At 73.8% G+C, this 19,230-nt stretch carries 18 protein-coding genes and 1 pseudogene; 8 read left to right on the top strand and 11 right to left on the bottom strand.

The window, feature by feature from the left end; all coding sequences use genetic code 11:
* Positions 1 to 3 precede the first annotated feature (3 nt).
* Genes sufC through C7C46_RS24420 form a run of 4 tightly spaced genes read left to right on the top strand, consistent with a single transcriptional unit; the run spans position 4 to position 2,895 of the window.
* A complete protein-coding gene (gene sufC, locus C7C46_RS24435) occupies positions 4 to 768 on the top strand; it encodes a Fe-S cluster assembly ATPase SufC (RefSeq protein ID WP_110672062.1) in 765 nt (254 codons plus the stop codon).
* On the top strand, positions 765 to 2,024 hold the full coding sequence (locus C7C46_RS24430) for a cysteine desulfurase (protein WP_181442502.1): 1,260 nt from the start codon (positions 765 to 767) through the stop codon (positions 2,022 to 2,024). Before sufC ends, C7C46_RS24430 begins: the two co-directional genes overlap by 4 nt.
* Before the next feature lie 14 nt (positions 2,025 to 2,038).
* Complete coding sequence (gene sufU / locus C7C46_RS24425; protein ID WP_110672061.1) at positions 2,039 to 2,482, top strand: Fe-S cluster assembly sulfur transfer protein SufU; 444 nt, start codon at positions 2,039 to 2,041, stop codon at positions 2,480 to 2,482.
* A gap of 38 nt (positions 2,483 to 2,520) precedes the next feature.
* Positions 2,521 to 2,895: a metal-sulfur cluster assembly factor gene (locus C7C46_RS24420; RefSeq protein WP_110672060.1), complete on the top strand. Its 375-nt coding sequence runs from the start codon at positions 2,521 to 2,523 to the stop codon at positions 2,893 to 2,895.
* 110 nt (positions 2,896 to 3,005) lie between these two features.
* On the opposite strand, the gene C7C46_RS24415 is transcribed toward C7C46_RS24420, so the two are convergent.
* Positions 3,006 to 4,328: an MFS transporter gene (locus C7C46_RS24415; protein ID WP_110672059.1), complete on the bottom strand. Its 1,323-nt coding sequence runs from the start codon at positions 4,326 to 4,328 to the stop codon at positions 3,006 to 3,008.
* A 271-nt stretch (positions 4,329 to 4,599) separates the two neighbouring features.
* Here C7C46_RS24415 and C7C46_RS24410 point away from each other — a divergent pair, with 271 nt between their 5' ends.
* The gene (locus tag C7C46_RS24410) at positions 4,600 to 6,204 is read left to right on the top strand and encodes a hypothetical protein (RefSeq protein WP_110672058.1); all 1,605 of its coding nucleotides are present in this window, start codon (positions 4,600 to 4,602) and stop codon (positions 6,202 to 6,204) included.
* On the opposite strand, the gene C7C46_RS24405 is transcribed toward C7C46_RS24410, so the two are convergent.
* Positions 6,201 to 6,683 (bottom strand): SRPBCC family protein, encoded by a 483-nt coding sequence (locus tag C7C46_RS24405; protein ID WP_110672057.1) that lies wholly within the window; start codon positions 6,681 to 6,683, stop codon positions 6,201 to 6,203. The genes C7C46_RS24410 and C7C46_RS24405 overlap by 4 nt on opposite strands.
* Positions 6,684 to 6,690: 7 nt before the next feature.
* A complete protein-coding gene (locus C7C46_RS24400; protein ID WP_181442501.1) occupies positions 6,691 to 7,149 on the bottom strand; it encodes a VOC family protein in 459 nt (152 codons plus the stop codon).
* Between the two features lie 208 nt (positions 7,150 to 7,357).
* Between C7C46_RS24400 and C7C46_RS24395 the strand changes: the two genes are divergently transcribed.
* Positions 7,358 to 8,542 carry a hypothetical protein gene (locus C7C46_RS24395; RefSeq protein WP_110672056.1) on the top strand — a complete coding sequence of 395 codons (1,185 nt, stop codon included), beginning with the start codon at positions 7,358 to 7,360 and terminating at the stop codon, positions 8,540 to 8,542.
* Here the strand turns inward: C7C46_RS24395 and C7C46_RS24390 are convergent.
* Positions 8,539 to 10,161 (bottom strand): PucR family transcriptional regulator, encoded by a 1,623-nt coding sequence (locus C7C46_RS24390; RefSeq protein ID WP_245984803.1) that lies wholly within the window; start codon positions 10,159 to 10,161, stop codon positions 8,539 to 8,541. The genes C7C46_RS24395 and C7C46_RS24390 overlap by 4 nt on opposite strands.
* Before the next feature lie 151 nt (positions 10,162 to 10,312).
* On the opposite strand from C7C46_RS24390, the gene pruA reads away from it, so the two are divergent.
* Positions 10,313 to 11,941 carry an L-glutamate gamma-semialdehyde dehydrogenase gene (gene pruA / locus C7C46_RS24385; protein ID WP_110672055.1) on the top strand — a complete coding sequence of 543 codons (1,629 nt, stop codon included), beginning with the start codon at positions 10,313 to 10,315 and terminating at the stop codon, positions 11,939 to 11,941.
* 143 nt (positions 11,942 to 12,084) lie between these two features.
* Entirely contained in the window at positions 12,085 to 13,014 is a 930-nt protein-coding gene (locus C7C46_RS24380; protein WP_110672054.1) for a proline dehydrogenase family protein, read from the top strand.
* A 284-nt stretch (positions 13,015 to 13,298) separates the two neighbouring features.
* On the opposite strand, the gene C7C46_RS24375 is transcribed toward C7C46_RS24380, so the two are convergent.
* The 7 genes and pseudogenes from C7C46_RS24375 to C7C46_RS35260 all read right to left on the bottom strand — a co-directional run.
* Complete coding sequence (locus C7C46_RS24375; protein ID WP_110672053.1) at positions 13,299 to 13,931, bottom strand: GOLPH3/VPS74 family protein; 633 nt, start codon at positions 13,929 to 13,931, stop codon at positions 13,299 to 13,301.
* A gap of 4 nt (positions 13,932 to 13,935) precedes the next feature.
* On the bottom strand, positions 13,936 to 14,175 hold the full coding sequence (locus C7C46_RS24370) for a type II toxin-antitoxin system antitoxin (RefSeq protein WP_110672052.1): 240 nt from the start codon (positions 14,173 to 14,175) through the stop codon (positions 13,936 to 13,938).
* A 12-nt stretch (positions 14,176 to 14,187) separates the two neighbouring features.
* Positions 14,188 to 15,117: an SPFH domain-containing protein gene (locus C7C46_RS24365; RefSeq protein ID WP_110672051.1), complete on the bottom strand. Its 930-nt coding sequence runs from the start codon at positions 15,115 to 15,117 to the stop codon at positions 14,188 to 14,190.
* Between the two features lie 139 nt (positions 15,118 to 15,256).
* Positions 15,257 to 16,003, bottom strand: a complete 747-nt coding sequence (locus C7C46_RS24360) for a putative protein N(5)-glutamine methyltransferase (RefSeq protein WP_425470116.1) — start codon at positions 16,001 to 16,003, stop codon at positions 15,257 to 15,259.
* 22 nt (positions 16,004 to 16,025) lie between these two features.
* Positions 16,026 to 16,619: a Uma2 family endonuclease gene (locus tag C7C46_RS36730; RefSeq protein ID WP_110672049.1), complete on the bottom strand. Its 594-nt coding sequence runs from the start codon at positions 16,617 to 16,619 to the stop codon at positions 16,026 to 16,028.
* Positions 16,620 to 16,712: 93 nt separating this feature from the next.
* The gene (locus tag C7C46_RS24350) at positions 16,713 to 17,867 is read right to left on the bottom strand and encodes a TerD family protein (RefSeq protein ID WP_245984787.1); all 1,155 of its coding nucleotides are present in this window, start codon (positions 17,865 to 17,867) and stop codon (positions 16,713 to 16,715) included.
* Positions 17,868 to 18,048: 181 nt separating this feature from the next.
* Positions 18,049 to 19,230 (bottom strand): annotated as a pseudogene (locus C7C46_RS35260) (hypothetical protein); the annotation flags it as partial.

Here is a 19,230-nt window from a genome sequence, read left to right as displayed (position 1 = left end):
ACCATGGCTACCCTTGAAATCCGTGACCTGCACGTCTCCGTCGAGGCGGAGAACGGCCCGCGCGAGATCCTGCGCGGCGTCGACCTGACGGTCAAGCAGGGCGAGACCCACGCCATCATGGGCCCCAACGGCTCCGGCAAGTCCACCCTGGCCTACTCGCTGGCCGGCCACCCGAAGTACACCGTGACCGGCGGCGAGGTGCTGCTGGACGGCGAGGACGTGCTGGCCATGTCGGTGGACGAGCGCGCCCGGGCCGGCGTCTTCCTGGCCATGCAGTACCCGGTCGAGGTGCCCGGCGTCTCGGTCTCCAACTTCCTGCGCACCGCGGCCACCGCCGTGCGCGGCGAGGCCCCCAAGCTGCGCACCTGGGTGAAGGAGGTCAAGGAGGCCATGGCGGCACTCCAGATGGACCCGGCCTTCGCCGAGCGCAACGTCAACGAGGGCTTCTCCGGCGGTGAGAAGAAGCGCCACGAGATCCTGCAGCTGGAGCTGCTCAAGCCGAAGGTCGCGATCCTCGACGAGACCGACTCCGGCCTCGACGTGGACGCGCTGCGGATCGTCTCGGAGGGCATCAACCGGGTCCGCTCCACCGGTGAGGTGGGCACCCTGCTGGTCACCCACTACACCCGCATCCTGCGGTACATCAAGCCCGACTACGTGCACGTCTTCGCGGGCGGCCGGATCGTCGAGTCCGGCGGCGCCGAGCTCGCCGACAAGCTGGAGAACGAGGGCTACGAGGCTTACGTGAAGGGTGGCGCTTCCGAGTGACGAACCTGCTTCCGGGACTGCTCGACACCGACGCGATCCGCAAGGACTTCCCGGTCCTGCAGCGGGTGCTGCACGAGGGCAAGCCGCTGGTCTACCTGGACAACGCGGCGACCTCGCAGAAGCCGCGCCAGGTGCTGGACGCGCTGAACGCCTACTACGAGCAGCACAACGCGAACGTCCACCGGGGCGTCCACGTGCTCGCCGAGGAGGCCACCGCGCTGTACGAGGGCGCCCGGGACAAGGTCGCGGCCTTCATCAACGCGCCCAGCCGCAACGAGGTGATCTTCACCAAGAACGCCTCGGAGTCGCTGAACCTGGTCGCCAACATGCTGGGCTGGGCCGACGAGCCGTACAAGGTGGACGCCGACTCGGAGATCGTGATCACCGAGATGGAGCACCACTCCAACATCGTGCCGTGGCAGCTGCTCTCGCAGCGCACCGGCGCGAAGCTGAAGTGGTTCGGGCTGACCGACGAGGGCCGCCTCGACCTGTCGAACATCGAGCAGCTGATCACCGAGAAGACGAAGATCGTCTCCTTCACCCTGGTCTCCAACCTGCTCGGGACGGTCAACCCGGTCGAGGCGATCGTCCGCCGGGCCCAGGACGTCGGCGCCCTGGTGCTGATCGACGCCTCCCAGGCGGCCCCGCACATGGTGCTGGACGTCCAGGCGCTGGAGGCCGACTTCGTCGCCTTCACCGGGCACAAGATGCTGGCGCCCACCGGCATCGGCGTGCTCTGGGGCCGCCAGGAGCTGCTGGAGGACCTGCCGCCGTTCCTCGGCGGCGGCGAGATGATCGAGACCGTCACCATGGGCTCGTCCACCTACGCCCCGGCGCCGCACAAGTTCGAGGCCGGCACCCCGCCGATCGCCCAGGCGGTCGGGCTCGGCGCGGCCGTCGACTACCTGGGCAACATCGGCATGGACAAGATCGCCGCGCACGAGCACGCTATCACCGAGTACGCGGTCAACCGCCTGCAGGAGGTGCCGGACCTGCGGATCATCGGTCCGCGCACCGCCGTGGACCGGGGCGCCGCGATCTCCTTCGTGCTGGGCGACATCCACCCGCACGACGTAGGCCAGGTGCTGGACGAGCAGGGCATCGCGGTCCGGGTCGGCCACCACTGCGCCCGCCCGGTCTGCCTGCGGTACGGAATTCCGGCGACCACCAGAGCGTCGTTCTACCTGTACTCGACGCCGGGCGAGGTCGACCTGCTGATCGACGGCCTGCACCACGTCCGCAACTTCTTCGGCTGAAGGGCGACGGCTCCATGAAGCTCGACTCGATGTACCAGGAGATCATCCTGGACCACTACCGCAACCCGCACGGCAAGGGGCTGCGGGCGGGTGACGCCGAGGTGCACCACGTCAACCCCACCTGCGGCGACGAGATCACCCTGCGGGTCAAGCTGGACGGCGCCGTGGTCGCGGACATCTCGTACGAATCCCAGGGCTGCTCGATCAGCCAGGCCAGTGCCTCGGTGCTGAACGACCTGGTGGTCGGCAAGACCGTGGGCGACGCGCAGGCGATCCAGGAGGCCTTCCTGGAGCTGATGCAGTCCAAGGGCCAGGGCGAGGGCGACGAGGAGCTGCTGGAGGACGCGGTCGCGTTCGCCGGCGTCTCCAAGTACCCGGCCCGGGTCAAGTGCGCGCTGCTCAGCTGGATGGCCTGGAAGGACGCCACCGCCCAGGCGCTGGCCGCCCACCCGGCCTGACCACTCCGGCCGACTCACACGGACAAGGAACGCAACCCATGAGCGACACCGAGGCCACCCCGGCCCACGAGGGACCGGTCGCCATCGTCGGCACCACGGCGGGCACCGTCTCGATCGAGGACCTCACCGAGGCCCTGATGGACGTGGTCGACCCCGAGCTGGGCATCGACGTGGTCAACCTGGGCCTGATCTACGGCATCCACATCGACGAGAGCGATGTGGCCACCATCGACATGACCCTGACCTCGGCGGCCTGCCCGCTGACCGACGTGATCGAGGACCAGGCCAGGACCGCCACCGACGGCCTGGTCCAGGACCTGCGGATCAACTGGGTCTGGATGCCGCCGTGGGGCCCGGACAAGATCACCGACGACGGGCGCGAGCAGCTGCGCGCGCTCGGCTTCAACGTCTGACGGAGCCTCACCGGCCGAACCGCCGTCAGCACCGCTGCCGCGCCACCATCCCGCCGAGGGGAGGTGGCGCGGCAGCGTCGTGTCGTGCGGCAGCGCCCACCGCCGGGCGCTCAGCGCCGGCGCAGCACCGACAGGGCCAGCGCGAGGCAGGCCGCGGCGGCGACCAGGGCGAAGCCGCTGACCGCCGGGAGCAGGCCGTAGCTGCGGGCCAGCGCGCCGACCGCGACGATCGGGGCCGAGCTGCCCAGGTAGACGATCACCCACAGGGTGGACATCTGGGAGGCGCGCTGGGCCGGGTCCATCGCGGCGACCGCGGTGGTGAACAGCGAGCGGAACGCGATGCCCTGGCAGGCGCCGCCGAGCACGCTGCCCACGAAGAGCAGGGCCGGCAGGTGGGCGTACGCGGCCACCACCACCAGGGCCAGGCCCAGCGCCAGACCGGTCATGCCCAGGGCGACCAGGACCCGGCTGCGGGTCGGCGGTACCAGCAGCTGGGCGGTGGCCGAGGAGCCGAGCAGCAGGGCCGCCACCACCGAACCGACCATCGGCGCCCGGGTGTGCAGCAGGGTGGCCGAGAACGACGGGGCCAGGCTCAGGAAGACGCCGAAGACCGCGTAGGAGACGAAGCCGGCGCCGGCCGCGCGCAGGAAGGCGCCGCGGGCGCGGGCGGGCAGCGCGAGCCGGCGCGGCCTGAGGTGGAAGGCGGTGGTGATCCGCGGCGGGGCGTCGGCCGGGCGTCGGGCGCCGGGCATCCGCGGGTGCACCAGGGCCAGCGGCACGCACAGCACCAGCAGCGCGAAGGCGTGGCACAGGAACGGCGTGAGCAGCGGGTGGCCGCCGCCGGCCAGCGCCGCGCCGGCGATCGGGCCGAGCGCCACTCCGCCGGCCGAGCAGGCCAGGGTGAGCTTGGCGGCCAGCGTCGGGTGGTCGGGCAGCAGGTCGCCCAGGGCCGCGCCGGCCGCGCCGGTGGCCAGCGCCACCGCCACGCCCTGGATCGCCCGGCCGGCCGCGAGCTGGCCGAAGGAGCCGGCGGTGGCGAAGATCGCGTCCCCGCTGGCGGCCAGGCCGACCGCGGGCAGGATCAGCGCCCGGCGGCCCAGCAGGTCGGACCAGTGGCCGACCGCGGCCAGCACCGGGACCAGGGCGAAGACGTAGCCGGTGAAGAGCAGCGTGGTGTCGAAGGCCGTCAGGCCCAGCTGCCGCTGGATCAGCGGGTAGACCGGGGTGGCGAGGTTGGCTCCGACCAGCAGCAGCAGCAGGGCGCCGGCCACCAGGCCGACCCGCACGCCGCGCAGCGCGTTCCACCGGCTGACGGCGGAGAGCTGGAGCTGGGTCCGAGGGGCGAGCTCCAGGGGGAGCAGGGCCTCCGAGAGCCGGGAACCGGTCAGCTGCCCGCTGGGCAGGCCGGAACCGGCGCGGAAGAGGTCCGCCATGGCAGGGATCTCCTGGGTGGGCCGGGCGCGCTAGGGTGCCGGCGGGGTGGGCCGGCGGCCGGAGGGCGCTGTGTGCGTCGAGCAGGGCCGGGCGGCGTTGCCCGGGCAGGACCGCGCGCGGGGTGTGCGCGGTGTCCGCAATGAGGATAAGGGGTGGTGAAAGGACGGCGTGCGCAGGTGGCACGCGCCCCCCGTCGAGCGGGCGATCTGACGGGGTCGGCCGATACGCTGGCAGCAGTGCAGCCCCGCCCTTCTTAGGAGATCGCCCCCGATGGCCGGACGACGCCGCAAGAACACTGACCGCCCGTCGGCGGGCGAGCCGGAGTCGGAGAGCCTGCTGCCCGCAGACTTCGAACTGGCCGACCTCTACGGGGCGCACGGCAGTGACGCGGAGGAAGACCTGGACGACCTGGCGGTGCTGGTCCCGCCGGTGCGGCTGCTGCCGGAGGCGGAGCTGGCCGCGGCCGCGCTCGCCGTCCCGCTGCTGCAGCGCGCGGTGCGGCTGGCCCGGTGGAGCGCCCCGACCCGTCCGGTGGACGAGCTGGGCGACCTGCTGGACGCCGACCGGGAGGCCGCCGCCCGCCTGCTGGAGCTGGCCCCGGCCACCGGCGAGGTGTCCGAGGAGGCGGTGCTGGAGGCGATGCGGGCCTGGTCGCTCGCCTGCGACCTGGAGCTGGTGGTGCTGGCGCACGACGCCGCCGGGCAGCGGGCCGGCGGCCCCAGCGAGGAGTTGGCGCCGGTCGAGGCCGGCGAGCCGGAGGCGGTGCTGGAGCTGTGGCTCGCCGCGGCTGACGTGATCGCCGAGCTGGCCGCCGAGATCGAGCCGCTGGACGCCGAGCCGGACGCCGGCGAGCAGGCCGACGAGGCGCGGGCCGAGGAGCTGCTGGCCCAGTTCGAGGAGGTCCAGGAGGAGGCCGCCGAGCTGCTGGACGAGGCGCTGCAGGTGCTCTACGAGACCACCGCCTTCGCCGAGCCGGGCCAGGAGACGGTGCCGCTGGGCGTGCTGGCCGCGCTGCTGGTGGTGCCCGACGGCGAGGAGCCGGACGAGGAGATGCTCGGCGACATCACCGACGTGATGGTCGCCCTGGACCCGATGCTGGCCGACCTGGCCGAGATCGGGCTGCTGGAGTACCAGCCGATCGACCCCGAGCTGTTCGACGAGGAGGAGGCGGCCCAGGCCGAGTCGGCCGCGGAGCTGGACGAGGCCGAGGCGGCCAGGTTCGGGATGGTCCGGCTCACCCCGCTGGGCCAGTACGGGATCCGCCAGTGGCTGCTGGACGAGGGCTTCGAGGCCCCGCTGATCGGCGAGCACGCCACCGGGGGCGCGAGCGCGCTGCTGCAGGGCATCGCCGAGGCGGCCAACGTGCTGCCCGAGCAGGAGATCCGGGTCTGGCTGGCCGGCCGGGAGCCGCTGGGCGCGGCCCGCGAACTGCTGGACGCCGCGCGCGGCAGCGACCCGAGCGCGCCGCTGCGCCGGATGCTGGCCCAGCTGGCGCTCGGCGAGCTGGGGCCGCAGGTCGAGCCGGTGGTGCGCGAGGTGCTGGCCGACCCGGAGCTGGGCGGCGCGGCGCGGGCCTGGCTGGTCTCGCACGGCGCGGCGGGGGTGCCGGCCCCGGAACGGGGCATGGTGCTGTGGACCACGGTGGACACCTTCGCCGCCCAGTTGCTGGACAGCGAGGGCGACGCCGAGGTGCTGCGCGAACTGATCGCCGAACTGCCGGTCACCGACAACCCGGCCAGCTTCTTCGGCGAGCTGTGGCGGGTCGACCACCCCTACACCGCGCAGGTGCTGGAGGCGGTCGGCGAGCTGCACGTGGACCGCGCGGTGGCCAAGGAGGCCCGCAAGGCGGCCTTCAAGGCGCGCTCGAAGAGCTAGCGCAGGGTGCTGCCGAGGCGAGCGCGCAGGCCGCGCTCGCCCGAGCGCATCATCAGCGCGTGGTTGATCAGGAAGAGCGGGCGCCCGGGCAGCGCGAGGCGGCGCATCAGCGCCTTGCCCGGGCGGACGTCCTCCTCGAAGACGGCCAGGCTCCCTGCGGCCCCGTCCGGGCCCACCGTCCAGCGCGACCAGCCGACCAGGTCCCCCGCCAGCTCCGCCTCCAGCACCCCCGCCCGGGAGTACCCCCGGGCGGAGGCTCGGGGAGGGTCCTGGCGCCGCTCGTGCGCGGTGACCAGCAGCTGGTAGGGCAGCGCCGAGCGGATCCGCACCCGCCCCGTCCGCTCGTCCAGCCGGACCACCTGGCGCACCTGCGGCCACCAGTGCGGGTAGGCCGGCACGTCGCGCAGCGCCCGGTAGACCGGGCCCGGCGGTGCGGGCAGCCGCCAGGTGCTGGTCAGCCGGTAGTGGTTGAACTCCACCCGGGCACTATGGCAGGTCCAGCTGCCCCTGTTCGGTGAATGCGAAGAACGGGTTGTGCGCCAGCTCCCACAGGTGGCCGTCGGGGTCCTGGAAGTAGCCGGAGTAGCCGCCCCACTCGGTGGCCGCGGGCGGTTTGACGATTCCGCCGCCCGCCGCGACCGCCACCGCCAGCGCCGCGTCCACCGCCTGCGGGGACTCCAGGTTGACCGCCAGCGTCACCCCGCGGAAGGCCGGCTCGCCGCCGGGCGGCAGCCCGGCGTCGGCCGCCAGCTCGTCGGCGGGGAAGAGGCCGAGCGCGGAGTCGGCGGTGCGGAACCAGACGATCTCCGGGCTGGAGGCGGTCGAACGCTGCCAGCCCAGCGCCGCGTAGAACGCGCTGCTGACGTCCAGGTCGGCCACGCCGAGGGTGACGATGCTGATCCGGGCGGGCACCGCGGTCGTGGCGGTCCCGTGCTGCTCTGTCATGCGACCCACCGTAGGCATCCGCACCGACAACGATAGGGCCGACAGGCGGGTGACGGGCCGCAAGGAGCGATCTGCCAACCGTACGAGGGAAGCTGATGGCCCAGCAGGTCCCGCGCACGTATCGTGGGCGAGCGCGGCCCGGACCCACCGCCTGCCCCGGTACCCGGCCGCGCATCGAACGACGGCGAGCCCCGGGGGTGCGGCGAAGGTGACGATCAGCAGTGACAGCTGGGCCGCGGAACCCGAGGACGACCTCCTGGCCGTGGACGAGGGGCGGCTGGAGGACCAGGAGCGGCTGATCCGCCAGGTCTTCGCCGACCTGGACTTCGTGGTCTTCGGGGTGGACCGCTGCGGGCGGGGTGCGCGGGGCGTCGCCCCGGTGCCCGCGCAGCCGGGCGTGCCGGGCCGGGCGGACGCGGTGGTGGACAGCGACGCGCTGGGCGACTACGAGCTGCTCGGCGGTGAGCTGTCCTGGTTCGAGGTCCGCTCCGGGGACTGGAGCTCGCTGGACGGCCCCTACGTCACGGTGCGCACCTACCAGCCGGGCATCGAACGGCACCTGGCGCTGCCCGAGCTGGAGGAGGTGATCGAGCGCGAGCGGGACCGGGTGTACGAGCAGCTGGGCGTGGACGAGGGGGAGAGCCCCGGCCGGGTGCGCACGCTGCGCGAGTGGATCACCGTGGACGGCGAGCCGGTCCCGGTCCAGCTGCACGAGGAGCGTGGCACCGGGCCGGCCGGCCGGACGGTCTGGGCCGGACGGCTGCTGGTCAACGGCTCGGTGCTGCTGCTGTGCGGGCGCGGGATCGAGCCGGCCGACGTCGAGCTGCGGCACCTGAACGGGCGCGACCACGACCGGTTCATCACCGGGCGCACCGAACTGCTGCGCCAGGTCGAGCTGGCCCGGCTGCGCCGCCGGGCCCGGGCCCGGCGCGGGCAGGCCGCGCTCACCGGGCTGGACGCGCACCGGCTGCTGATCGAGGCCAGCGTGGAGCGCACCCTGGCGGAGCGGGCGCACCGGACCTCGGCCGGGCGGGTCAAGCTGCCCCGGCGGTTGCGGGCCGGGCAGCCGCCGGAGCAGTGGGCGGTGGCGATCCGTCAGCAGATGCGGTACGCCTCGGAGACCCGCGGGGAGGCGGCCGCCGCCGTCCACCTGATGGTGTCCCAGCTGTGCCGGCTGGCGGAGCGGGCGGACTGGCTGCTGGCCAGCACCGAGGGGCGGGCGGCGGTGGAGGAGGCGATCCGGTACACCGTCTTCGCCAGCCAGGTGCCCAGCCTGCCGGCCCAGTTGGCCTTTGCCGAGCTGCACGCCCGGCTCGGCGACCCGGACGCCGAACCCGCCGCCGAGGCCCACTGGCTCGCCGCCTGGGACCACTGGCGCCGCACCCGCTCCTAGGCCTCCGGGGCCGGGAGGCGGAGCTGGAGCATGGTGAGCAGCCGCTGCTGGGGGTGGGCCAGGTCGATGCCGGTGAGCTGTTCGGCGCGGCGCACCCGGTAGCGCAGGGTGTTGGGGTGGATGTGCAGCGCCTCGGCGGCCACCCGGACCTCGCCCAGCGCGTCCAGCCAGGCCAGCACCGACTCGGCCAGCCTGGTCCCGTGCCGCTCGTCGTACGCGGTCAGCGCCGACAGCCGTGGATCGCGCAGCTCGGCCCGCTCCTGCAGCAGCGCCAGCACCTCGCTGACCAGCACCTCGGCCTGCACGTCCAGCAGCGCCGCGACCTCCAGCGCGACCCCGCCGCGCCCCATCGCGTCCAGGATCCGGTCCGCCTGGGTCCGTGAGTCCGGCACCGCCGCCAGCCCCGGCACCGTGGCCCCGATCGCCGCCCGCAGCGGCACGCCCAGGTGGTCGCGGGCCGCGTCCACCACCTCCTGGGCCCAGGCCCGCACGGTGGCCGCCGACAGGGCGGGCGGCAGGTCGGGCAGCAGTACGTAGACCCGTCCGTCGATCGGGGCCAGCAGCGCGCCGCGGTGCCGGGCCGCGGAGTGCACCGAGATCAGCCCGGTCAGCTCGGGGCGGCCCAGCTCGTTGCCCGGCGCCGCGTAGGCCAGCACCGCGGCCGGCCGGTGGGTGGCCAGGCCCAGGTGGGTGGCGAGCGACTGCGGCCCGGTGCTGCGCTCCAGCAGCCCGGTGAGCAGGGTCTGGGTCAGCCGCACGTCCGCCGAGACCTCGCGGCGCCGGCGCACCAGCTGGGCCGCCGCTACCCGGGCGGCCCCGACCAGCGCCTGCTCGGCCTGCGGGGCCAGCGGCTGCGAGCCCTCCTGCACCCAGATCGTGCCCAGCGGCTGGCCCCCGGCCCGGATCCCGATCGCCAGCCGCCGGCGCAGCCCGAGCTCCGGGTGCGGCTCCACCGCGATCACCGTGTCGGAGCTGCGCAGGTGCTGGAAGATGCCCCACTCGCGCAGCTTCGACAGGTACGGCTCGGGGCCCTGCCAGCCCAGGATGGAGAGCCGGCGCAGGTCGTCGACCTCCTCGGAGTCGGCGGAGCGGGAGTAGGCCAGCACCCGGCTGGAGGTGTCCTCGATGGAGACGATGCCGCCGGTGAGCACCGCGGTGGTCTGGGCCAGCGAGAAGAGGTCGCCGAGGCTGGGTTCCACCGCCTCCGGCGCGTCCGGGCCGGCCAGCACCGCGCGGGCCAGCGCGTCCAGGTGCTCCCAGCGGGTCTCGCGGCGCACCGAGAGCAGCGCCACCCCGGCCTCGGTGGCGGCCTCGCGCAGCGCGTCGGCCTGCCCGGGGGCGTCCAGCTTGACCGCCACCGCCGCGGCCCGGGCCCGGCCCGCGGCGCGCAGCGCGGGCAGCGCGGCCCGGCCGCGGGCGCCGATCGCCAGCACCAGTTCGCCCGGCGCCGCGGTGGCCGGGTCCTCGGGGTCGAGGATCGCCACGTCCGTCACCAGGACGTCCAGCCCGGCCGGCGCGGCCTGCAGCTCGACCAGCGGCTCGCCCAGGGACATCAGCAGCCGGCGCAGCGGCAGGCCGGTCGCGGGACCGGTCCCCGCCGCGGTCGTCGGGGCGGTCATCTGCCCCACCTTCGTCCGTTCGAACAATGCCGTATGGATGACTTTAGCCGTCAGGCCAACCAACTGGGACCCCTGCGCGGCTTAACGTTCCTTCAGGACCGGCGTGCGAACCGCGCGGTCCGCCACCCCCACGAAGGAGAGCGTGCGCCTCATGGACGCTGTGACCCAGGTCCCCGCGCCGGTGAACGAGCCGGTCCACAGCTACGCCCCCGGCAGCCCGGAACGGGCCCGCCTGGAGGCCAAGCTGAAGGAGCTGGGGGGCCAGGAGCCCGTCCAGCTGACCATGACGATCAACGGTGTCCGCCGGATGGGTGGCGGCTCCGAGTTCCACGTCGTCCAGCCGCACAACCACGCGGCACGGCTCGGCACCCTGCGCAACGCCACCCAGGCCGACGCGCAGGAGGCCATCGACACTGCCCTGGCGGCCGCTCCCGCCTGGCAGGCGCTCTCCTTCGACTCGCGCGCCGCGATCTTCCTGCGCGCCGCCGAGCTGCTGGCCGGCCCCTGGCGCGAGACGCTGGCCGCCGCCACCATGCTGGGCCAGTCCAAGACCGCGCAGCAGGCGGAGATCGACACCCCCTGCGAGCTGGTCGACTTCCTGCGCTTCAACGTGCACTTCGCCCGCCAGATCATGGCCGAGCAGCCGATCTCCTCGCCCGGTGTGTGGAACCGCAGCGACCACCGCCCGCTCGAGGGCTTCGTCTACGCGATCACCCCGTTCAACTTCACCGCCATCGCGGGCAACCTGCCCACCGCCCCGGCGCTGATGGGCAACGTGGTGATCTGGAAGCCGTCCCCCACCCAGCAGTTCGCCGCGCACTACCTGATGCGGCTGCTGGAGGAGGCGGGCCTGCCCAAGGGCGTCATCAACATGGTGACCGGCGACGGCCTGGCCGTCTCCGAGGTGGCGCTCAAGCACCCGGCGCTGGCCGGCATCCACTTCACCGGCTCCACCGCGACCTTCCAGCACCTGTGGCGCGAGGTCGGCAACAACATCCAGAACTACCGGACCTACCCGCGGATCGTCGGCGAGACCGGTGGCAAGGACTTCCTGGTCGCCCACCCGTCGGCCGACCCGGCGGTGCTGAAGACCGCGATGACCCGCGGCGCCTTCGAGTTCCAGGGCCAGAAGTGCTCGGCGCTGTCCCGCGCCTACGTGCCGGCCTCGATCTGGGCCTCGCTCAAGGACGAGTTCCGCGACGAGGTCGAGGGCCTGACCATGGGTGACGTGGCCGACCTGGCGAACTTCATGAGCGCCGTGATCGACGACCGCGCGTTCGCCAAGAACAAGGCCGCCATCGACCGGGCGCAGGCCGACCCGGACGTCGAGGTGCTGGCCGGCGGGACCTACGACGACTCGGTGGGCTACTTCGTCCGCCCGACCGTGCTGGTCTGCAAGGACCCGGCCGCGGAGTACTTCAAGGACGAGTACTTCGGCCCGATCCTGGCCGTGTACGTGTACCAGGACGAGGAGTACGAGCAGATGCTGGCCCAGATGGAGTCCGTCTCCAGCTACGGCCTGACCGGCTCGATCATCGCCCAGGACCGCGCGGCCGCCCAGGAGGCGATGGCCAAGCTGCGGTTCGCGGCCGGCAACTTCTACATCAACGACAAGCCGACCGGCGCGGTGGTCGGCCAGCAGCCGTTCGGCGGCGGCCGGGCCTCGGGCACCAACGACAAGGCCGGCGCCAAGCAGAACCTGGCCCGCTGGACCTCGACCCGCTCGGTCAAGGAGACCCTGGTCCCGCCGACCGACTACCGCTACCCGCACATGGGCTGACCCCCGTCCGGCTCCCTCCCGCCGCCCGCCGCCACCCGTCCCACGGCGCGCCGCGCGCGGCACCTCCTGCGGGGGCGGCGGTCACACCCTCGCCGCCGCCCCCGCCCCTCGTCTTCCTGCCCATCCCCCACAGGAGTCCTTCGATGCTCCGTTCCGCCCTCCTCGCCGCCTCCCGCTCCCCGCAGGTGCGCACGGTGGTCGAGAAGTTCCCGCCGACCCACGCGATAGTCGAGCGCTTCGTCGCCGGCGAGCAGCTGGACCAGGCCGTCACCGCCACCGACGAGCTGGTGGCCACCGACCGCAAGGTCACCCTGGACCACCTCGGTGAGGACACCAAGGACGCCGCCCAGGCCGCCGGCACCGCGCTGGCCTACGAGCACCTGCTGACCGCGCTCAAGGAGACGGGCCTGGCGGCCAACGCCGAGGTCTCGGTCAAGCTCTCGGCGGTCGGTCAGTTCCTGCCGGTGGACGGCGAGAAGATCGCGCTGGAGAACGCCCGGCGGATCTGCGAGGCGGCGGCGGACGCGGGCACCACGGTCACCCTGGACATGGAGGACCACACCACCACCGACTCCACCCTGTCGATCGCGCGGGAGCTGCGCGCCGACTACCCGTGGCTGGGTGTCGTGCTGCAGGCCTACCTGCGCCGCACCGAGGCGGACTGCCGGGACCTCGCGACCGCGGGCTCCCGGGTGCGGATCTGCAAGGGCGCCTACAAGGAGCCCGAGTCGGTGGCCTTCCAGGGCAAGAGCGAGGTCGACCTGGCCTACGTGCGGGCCCTCAAGGTGCTGATGGCGGGCGAGGGCTACCCGATGGTCGCCTCGCACGATCCGAACATGATCAAGATCGCCGGGCAGCTGGCCGACTGGAACGGGCGGACCCGGGACAGCTTCGAGTACCAGATGCTGTTCGGCATCCGGCCCGAGGAGCAGCTGCGGCTGGCTCAGGCGGGGAACACCATGCGGGTCTACCTGCCCTATGGGCAGGAGTGGTACGGCTACTTCATGCGGCGGCTGGCGGAGCGTCCGGCCAACCTGGCGTTCTTCCTGCGGGCGATGGCGACGCGGGGCTGACCGTTTTGCCTGGTGGGGGTTGGTTGGTGGATGCCCCGGCAGTGATAGTCTGATGACAGCTGACAGATTTCAATATCTGTCAGCTGTCATCGCGTGAACCAGGCGGCCCGTCGCCCGTCCCCAGACCGAACGGGCGAAAGCGTCCAGGTTCACCCAAAACGGCCCGTCCCCTGGGTGGGGGAGTGCGGGCGCGCCAACCGAGTGGCCCGTCCCCTGGGTGGGGGAGCGGGCCGCTCGGTTCCTGTGTGTCCGGGCCCCGCTGCCGGGCCGCCTCCCGTCCGGCGTCAGCTTGCCGCCGTCGCCGAGTCCCGGGCCCGGATCGCCGCTCGCAGCGCCCCCGGGACCGGTTCGCAACGGGCGGCCAACTGCCCTATCCGCTCCCGGTGTTCGCGCCGCTGACGGCGGTTCAGCAGCAGGCCCAGCCGGGCCGCGTCGGCCAGGGCGACCAGCGCCGCGGTCTGCGGCTCGACCTGGGAGAGCGGGCCGCGCAGCGCCGCCGAGAAGGCGGCCAGCAGCGCCTTGCGCGGTCGCGGGTCCCGGAGCTCCACCCGGGTGGCGGTGAACAGCCCGAGCACCCGGTACGGCTCCAGTCGCAGCAGTCCGGTAGCGGCCAACTCCCGCTGCACGATGCGGCCCAGGCCGCGCCGCCGGGTGACCCAGTGCTTCCAGGAGTGCGGCCGCCTCTCGGCGATCTCGGCCAGCAGGTCGGCCAGCACCGGTGCCAGGTCGGCCGGTGCCGCACCCGTGGCCACCGCCCGGCCCTTGAGGTCGCGCAGCAGGCCGCGCTGGAGCAGTTCCGCCAGCGCGCCGGCGGTCAGCAGCAGGTCCAGGTTGTGCCGACCGGTCAGCTTGGACCGCTCGGGGTCGTACGCGAGCAGGTAGAGCTTGGCGGGCAGGGTGCCGGGTTGCTCGGCCATCGGGTCACTCGTCCTCTCCGGCCCCGTCCGGGTCCGTTTGCGTCTCCAACTCCTTGGCGGGGCGCCCCCGTTTGGGCAGCCCGCCGACCCCGCCGGGCAACCGGCCGCCCTCGGCCAGCGCCCGGCGGAGCAGGAACTCGATCTGCGCGTTGGTGCTGCGCAGCTCGGCCGAGGCCCAGCGGGCCAGTGCGTCGTGCACGGCGGGGTCCAGCCGCAGCAGGATCTTCTTCCGCTCCGTCGCCACTGGACGCGCCTCCTACTGGTACAGGGAGCCGGTGTTGACCACCGGCTGGGTGCCGCGGTCACCGCAGAGCACCACCAGCAGGTTGCTTACCATGGCGGCCTTGCGCTCCTCGTCCAGCTCGACCACGTCGCGCTCGGCGAGCCGGTCCAGGGCCAGTTCGACCATGCCGACCGCACCCTCCACGATCAGCCGCCGGGCCGCCACCACGGCGCCGGCCTGCTGGCGCTGCAGCATCACCTGGGCCACCTCGGGCGCGTAGGCGAGCCGGGTGATCCGGGACTCGACCACCTTCACGCCGGCCGAGGCGACCCGGCTGGCGATCTCCGCCGAGAGCTTGGCGGTGATCTCGTCGGCGCTGTCGCGCAGCGACAACTGGCCTTCCTGGTGCGCGTCGTAGGGGTAGCTGTTGGCGATGTGACGGACCGCGGTCTCGGTCTGGATGGCGACGAACTCGACGAAGTCGTCGACCTCGAAGACCGCCTTGGCGGTGTCCTCGACCTGCCAGACCACCACCGCGGCCATCTCGATCGGGTTGCCGTCGGCGTCGTTGACCTTGGTGGTCTCGGTCTCGTGATTGCGGATCCGGGTGGAGATGTGGCGGCGCGAGGTGAACGGGTTGACGAAGGTCAGCCCGTCGGCGCGCAGGGTGCCGCGGTAGCTGCCGAGCAGCTGGACCACCCGGGCCTGCCCGGGGGCCACCACGGTCAGACCCCGCATCAGCAGCAGCGAGAGCAGGAAGAGCACCGGGCCCGCGGTCAGCAGCGCCGGGGCGGCCGAGCCGCCGTTGTGCGCCTGGACCGCGCCGACCACCAGCAGCGCCGGCCCGGCCAGGAAGAGCAGCAGCGAGAGCAGCAGCACGGGCAGGCCCGCACGGCCGGTGATCACCCGCTCGGTCACCTTGGGGGCGGGCATCTCCACGTTCTGGAACTCCTGAGCGGCCATCGGGCCGCCTCCTCTCTCCTCCGTGACCCGCTAGCGCGGGCTTAGCAAAGTGATATCACTTTTTGCGCGCGCGGAGAAGTGGAATCACGGTGAAGGGGGAACCGCGGAGAAGGGTGGCCCGAGCCCGGCAGGAGCGCGGTCAGCGGGCGGCGAGCACCACGGTGGCGTCCAGGTCCTCGTCCACGGCGACCGTGGCAGTCAGGCCGGCAGTGGTCACCACGGCCACCGCCCGGGCGACTTGGCGCTCGCTGGTCTCGAAGAGCAGGTGCCCGCCGGGGCGCAGCCAGTCGCCCGCCCCGGCCGCCACCCGGCGCAGCACCGCGAGGCCGTCCGAGCCGCCGTCCAGGGCGAGGCGGGCCTCGTGGTCACGGGCCTCGGTGGGCAGCAGGGCGATCTCGGCGGTCGGGACGTAGGGCACGTTGGCCAGCAAAACGTCCACCCGGCCGCGTAGTTCGGCGGGGAGCGCGTCGAACAGGTCGCCCTGGTGCACGGTGGCGGCTTCGGCGAGGTTGCGCCGGGCGCAGGCCACGGCAGCGGGGTCCAGGTCGGCGGCGTGCAGCGCGCCGACGGGAGCGGCGGCCGACAGGGCCCTGCCGAGGGCGCCGGTGCCGCAGCACAGGTCCACCACGACCGCGCCGACCGGGGTCACCTCGCGGGCCTGTTCGACCAGGAACTCGGTCCGCCGGCGCGGGACGAAGACCCCGGGATCCACGGCGATCCGCAGCCCGCAGAACTCGGCCCACCCGACCACCTGCTCCAGCGGCTCGCCGGCCGCTCGGCGCCCGACCATGGCGGCGAGCTGCTCGGGGGTGTCGGCGGCGGCGAGGATCAGCTCCGCCTCCTCCTCCGCGAAGACGCAGCCGGCGGCACGCAGGGTGGCGACGATATCGGGCACGGGGGCGAGTCGATCACAGGAAGTCGGAGGTGTCGAGCTCGAAGCCGAAGGGGTCGGGGAGGGGGAGGGACTTGCCCAGGGCCACGACGTGGCTTTCGGTGTAGTCCTCGCCGCCGGGCGCGGAGAAGAGCGTGACCTGGGACAGCTCGCGATCGACCAGGAGGTAGAGCGGGATGGCTGCCGAGGCATAGGCGTGCCGCTTCGCGACCCGGTCCTGGGCCGGCTTGCTGGAGGTGACCTCGACCACCAGGGCCACGCCCGCCGGATCCATCCAGCTCGGCGCACCGCTGAAGCAATCGAGTTCTTCCGGCACGAAGGTGAGGTCGGGGATGACGTGGTTTTTCGGGCTCCGGCTACCGCGAGGCAGGACGAGGCCCTTTCCACCGGAGACGTCCATCTCCACCAGCGACTCCCGGATGACCTGCCGGATGACCTTGCTGATGATGTTCTCGTGGTCTCCGTCAGGCGGTGGCGACACGGTGATCTCCCCGTTGATGAGCTCGGCGCGGAATCCCTCGGGGGTCACCAGCTCAAGGAACCAGTCCAGGAGGACCTGCTCCTCGGACCACTCCGTCTCCACCGGCCGCTCATGCGTCATAGCAGTCATGATGCCTCCCTTCGTGGGCTGCCGTGAGGTTATCGACGGTGCAAGTCGCCCGGCTCGGGACCAGCCGCGATTCACCCGTTCGTGGACGGACCCTCACAGCAGCCGGGAGGCCGGCTGCACCATCCCGCGCGCCGTCTTCGCGTCCACGTAGGTCGCCAGCGCCGTCATCACCCACTCGCCCGAGTAGTGGCGGACCAGCTTCGCCAGGATCAGGCCCGGGTGGGGATCGGTGTGCGGGAGGTCGTAGCGGACCAGTTCCTCCTCGTCGGCGTCGAGCAGGCGGCAGTAGGTGTCGCGGACCTCGGTGAAGCGTTGGCCGGAGAAGGAGTTGAGGACCAGGACCAGTCCGCAGACCTCGGCGGGCAGCGCGGACAGGTCGAGGTCGAGGGCCGTCCGGTCGGCGTCGTCGGCGGCCAGTTCGCCGGCGTGCTGGATCGCGCCGTCGAAGACGGTGCGCTTCATGAACCAGGCAGTGTCCAGCCGTTCGCGCTGCGCGTCGAAGGCAAGGCAGGAGACGTCCAGGTCGACGCTGCGCCCGGGCTGCGCAGGGGACCAGCCGACCGCCAGGCGCAGCCGTCCGGGCAGTGCCCGGCCCTGCTTGACCAGGGTCACCGAGCCGTCCTTGACCAGCTTCACCCGGCCCTTGTCCAGGCTGCCCCGGGGCGGGGCGGTGGGCATCGGCGGCGGGACCGCCGTGGGGGTGAACGCCGTCGGCGCGGCGGCAGCCGCCGGGGCGGGAGCCGGCTCGTCCGGGGCGGCGCCGGACTCGGCGGCCAGGCCGGTCAGTCCGCCCGGGTAGCCGCGCCCGATCGCGCGCAACTGCCACTCCACGCCGCGCCGGTAGACCTCGACCACCAGCAGCGCGCTCTCCCGCTGCGCCCGGGGCGGGGTGAAGGTGGTGAGCACCCGGCCGGTGGCGGCGTCCCGCACCGTCGCGGTGGGGCCGGTGCCGGCGAAGGTGGCGGCCGGGTCGGCGGGGCCGGCGGCTACCAGCACCCGGGTGACGTCCGGCGGCAGCGCCCAGGTGTCCACGGTGATCGCCTGCGGCACCGAACCGGTGGCGGGCCGGTGCAACACGCCCGGCCCGCGCGGGGCCTGGTGCCGAATCAGGTCGGCGTCGGAGCGCACCTTGCCGGCTGCGGTGAGCAGCACCCCCACCACGTCCAGTCGCTGACGGGCCGTCACCTCCACGGTCACCCGGACCGCGGTCAGTGGGGCGGTCGCTCCCTGGGTCAGGGCGGTGGTCACCAGTCCTCCTCGGCACAGCGGCAGGGGGCACCCCCGGCCGAAGGCTGGGGGAGGCTCGGCCACCGGCGCGCGGGGGCTCGCGAACGGGCCGTGTGCGCCGGTCTGCGCCCAGCCTAACCAAGGACTGCGCCGGGTGGTGCGTTGCGGGAGGTGCTGGTGGGACGGGGTTGCTGAGGTGGCTTCAGCGAAGCGCCGACAGCCGCGGTGCCACCGCGGCCGGGCGGGCGGGCTCGGCGAAGCCGCCGTGGTCGGCCACCGCGTACGGGCCGTCCGGCGCGAAGCCGGAGGCCGACCAGCCGGCCGCGGCGCGCCGGACCGCTGCGCCCTGGACCGCGGAGCCCGTGGGGACCGCCGTGGCCGGACGCCCGGCCACCTGGACGGTGAAGGTGTAGCTGCCGGGCGGCACGTCCTCGCCCGCGGGCAGCGCGAACCGGTACACCAGCAGCGAGCCCGCCTGGTCCAGTGTCACCCGGGCGCCGGGCAGGGTGCTCCAGGCCATCGCGCCGGCCCCGGCGGTGGCCCGGTCCAGGCGCAGCTCGACCTCGACGGCGGTGAGCGGCCGGCTGACGGTGAGCGCCACCGTGTACCGGCGGGCCGGGTCGGCCGGGTCGGTGGCCGTGCCCTGGCCGACCAGATCGGTGCTCTGGTCGATCTGGCCCGCCGAGTTGCTCGGGTCACCCTGACCAGGCGTGCCAATCGGGGCGCCTTGGTCGGCCGGCTGCGTGAGGGCGCCCGGGTCGGTCGGCCGGGTGAGATCGTCCTGGTCGGTCGGCCGAGTGAGATCGCCCTGGTCGCTCGGCTGGGTGAGGGCGTCCGGCGAGGGCCGCTGACCGGGGATCAGCGGCTTGCCGGTCGGCGCCGGCGGCGGGGTGGGCTTGCGCGGCACCGGGACCGGGGTGGGCTGGCCGCCCGCCCCGCCCTTGGCCACCGCGCCGGTGTCGGCGTCGGCGGCGGGGTTGGGGTCGGCGGCTGCGTCCGCGTCGCCCGCCGGCCTGCCGGGCGCCCCGGCGATCACGTTCGGTCCGGTGGGGAGCGGTGCCGGGGTCCCCGGCACGGTGCCGGCGGAGACCCCGGGCCGCGGGGTGTCGGCCAGGGCGGGCCCGCTGGGCTGCCCGGCGACCGGGGCGGCCGCGCTCGGGCCGGCGGTCGGCTGGGTGCTGCCGGGCGGGGTGGCGTCGGCGGGGCTGCCCGAGGCACTGCCCGGGCGCGCGGCAGTGCCGGTGGGCGCGGACGGACCCGGACGCGCCGGGGCGGTGGACCGGCTGGCCCCCGGCAGCGCGGTCGGGCCCCCGGCGGCCCCGAGCGGGGCCAGCGGAGCCGGTCGGCCCGGTGGCGCGCGGCGGCGCGGGGGCGGTGGGCGGGG

This window comes from Streptomyces tateyamensis, assembly GCF_003205575.1.
Lineage (GTDB): Bacteria > Actinomycetota > Actinomycetes > Streptomycetales > Streptomycetaceae > Kitasatospora > Kitasatospora tateyamensis.
This window is presented reverse-complemented; position numbering and strand designations above follow the sequence as displayed.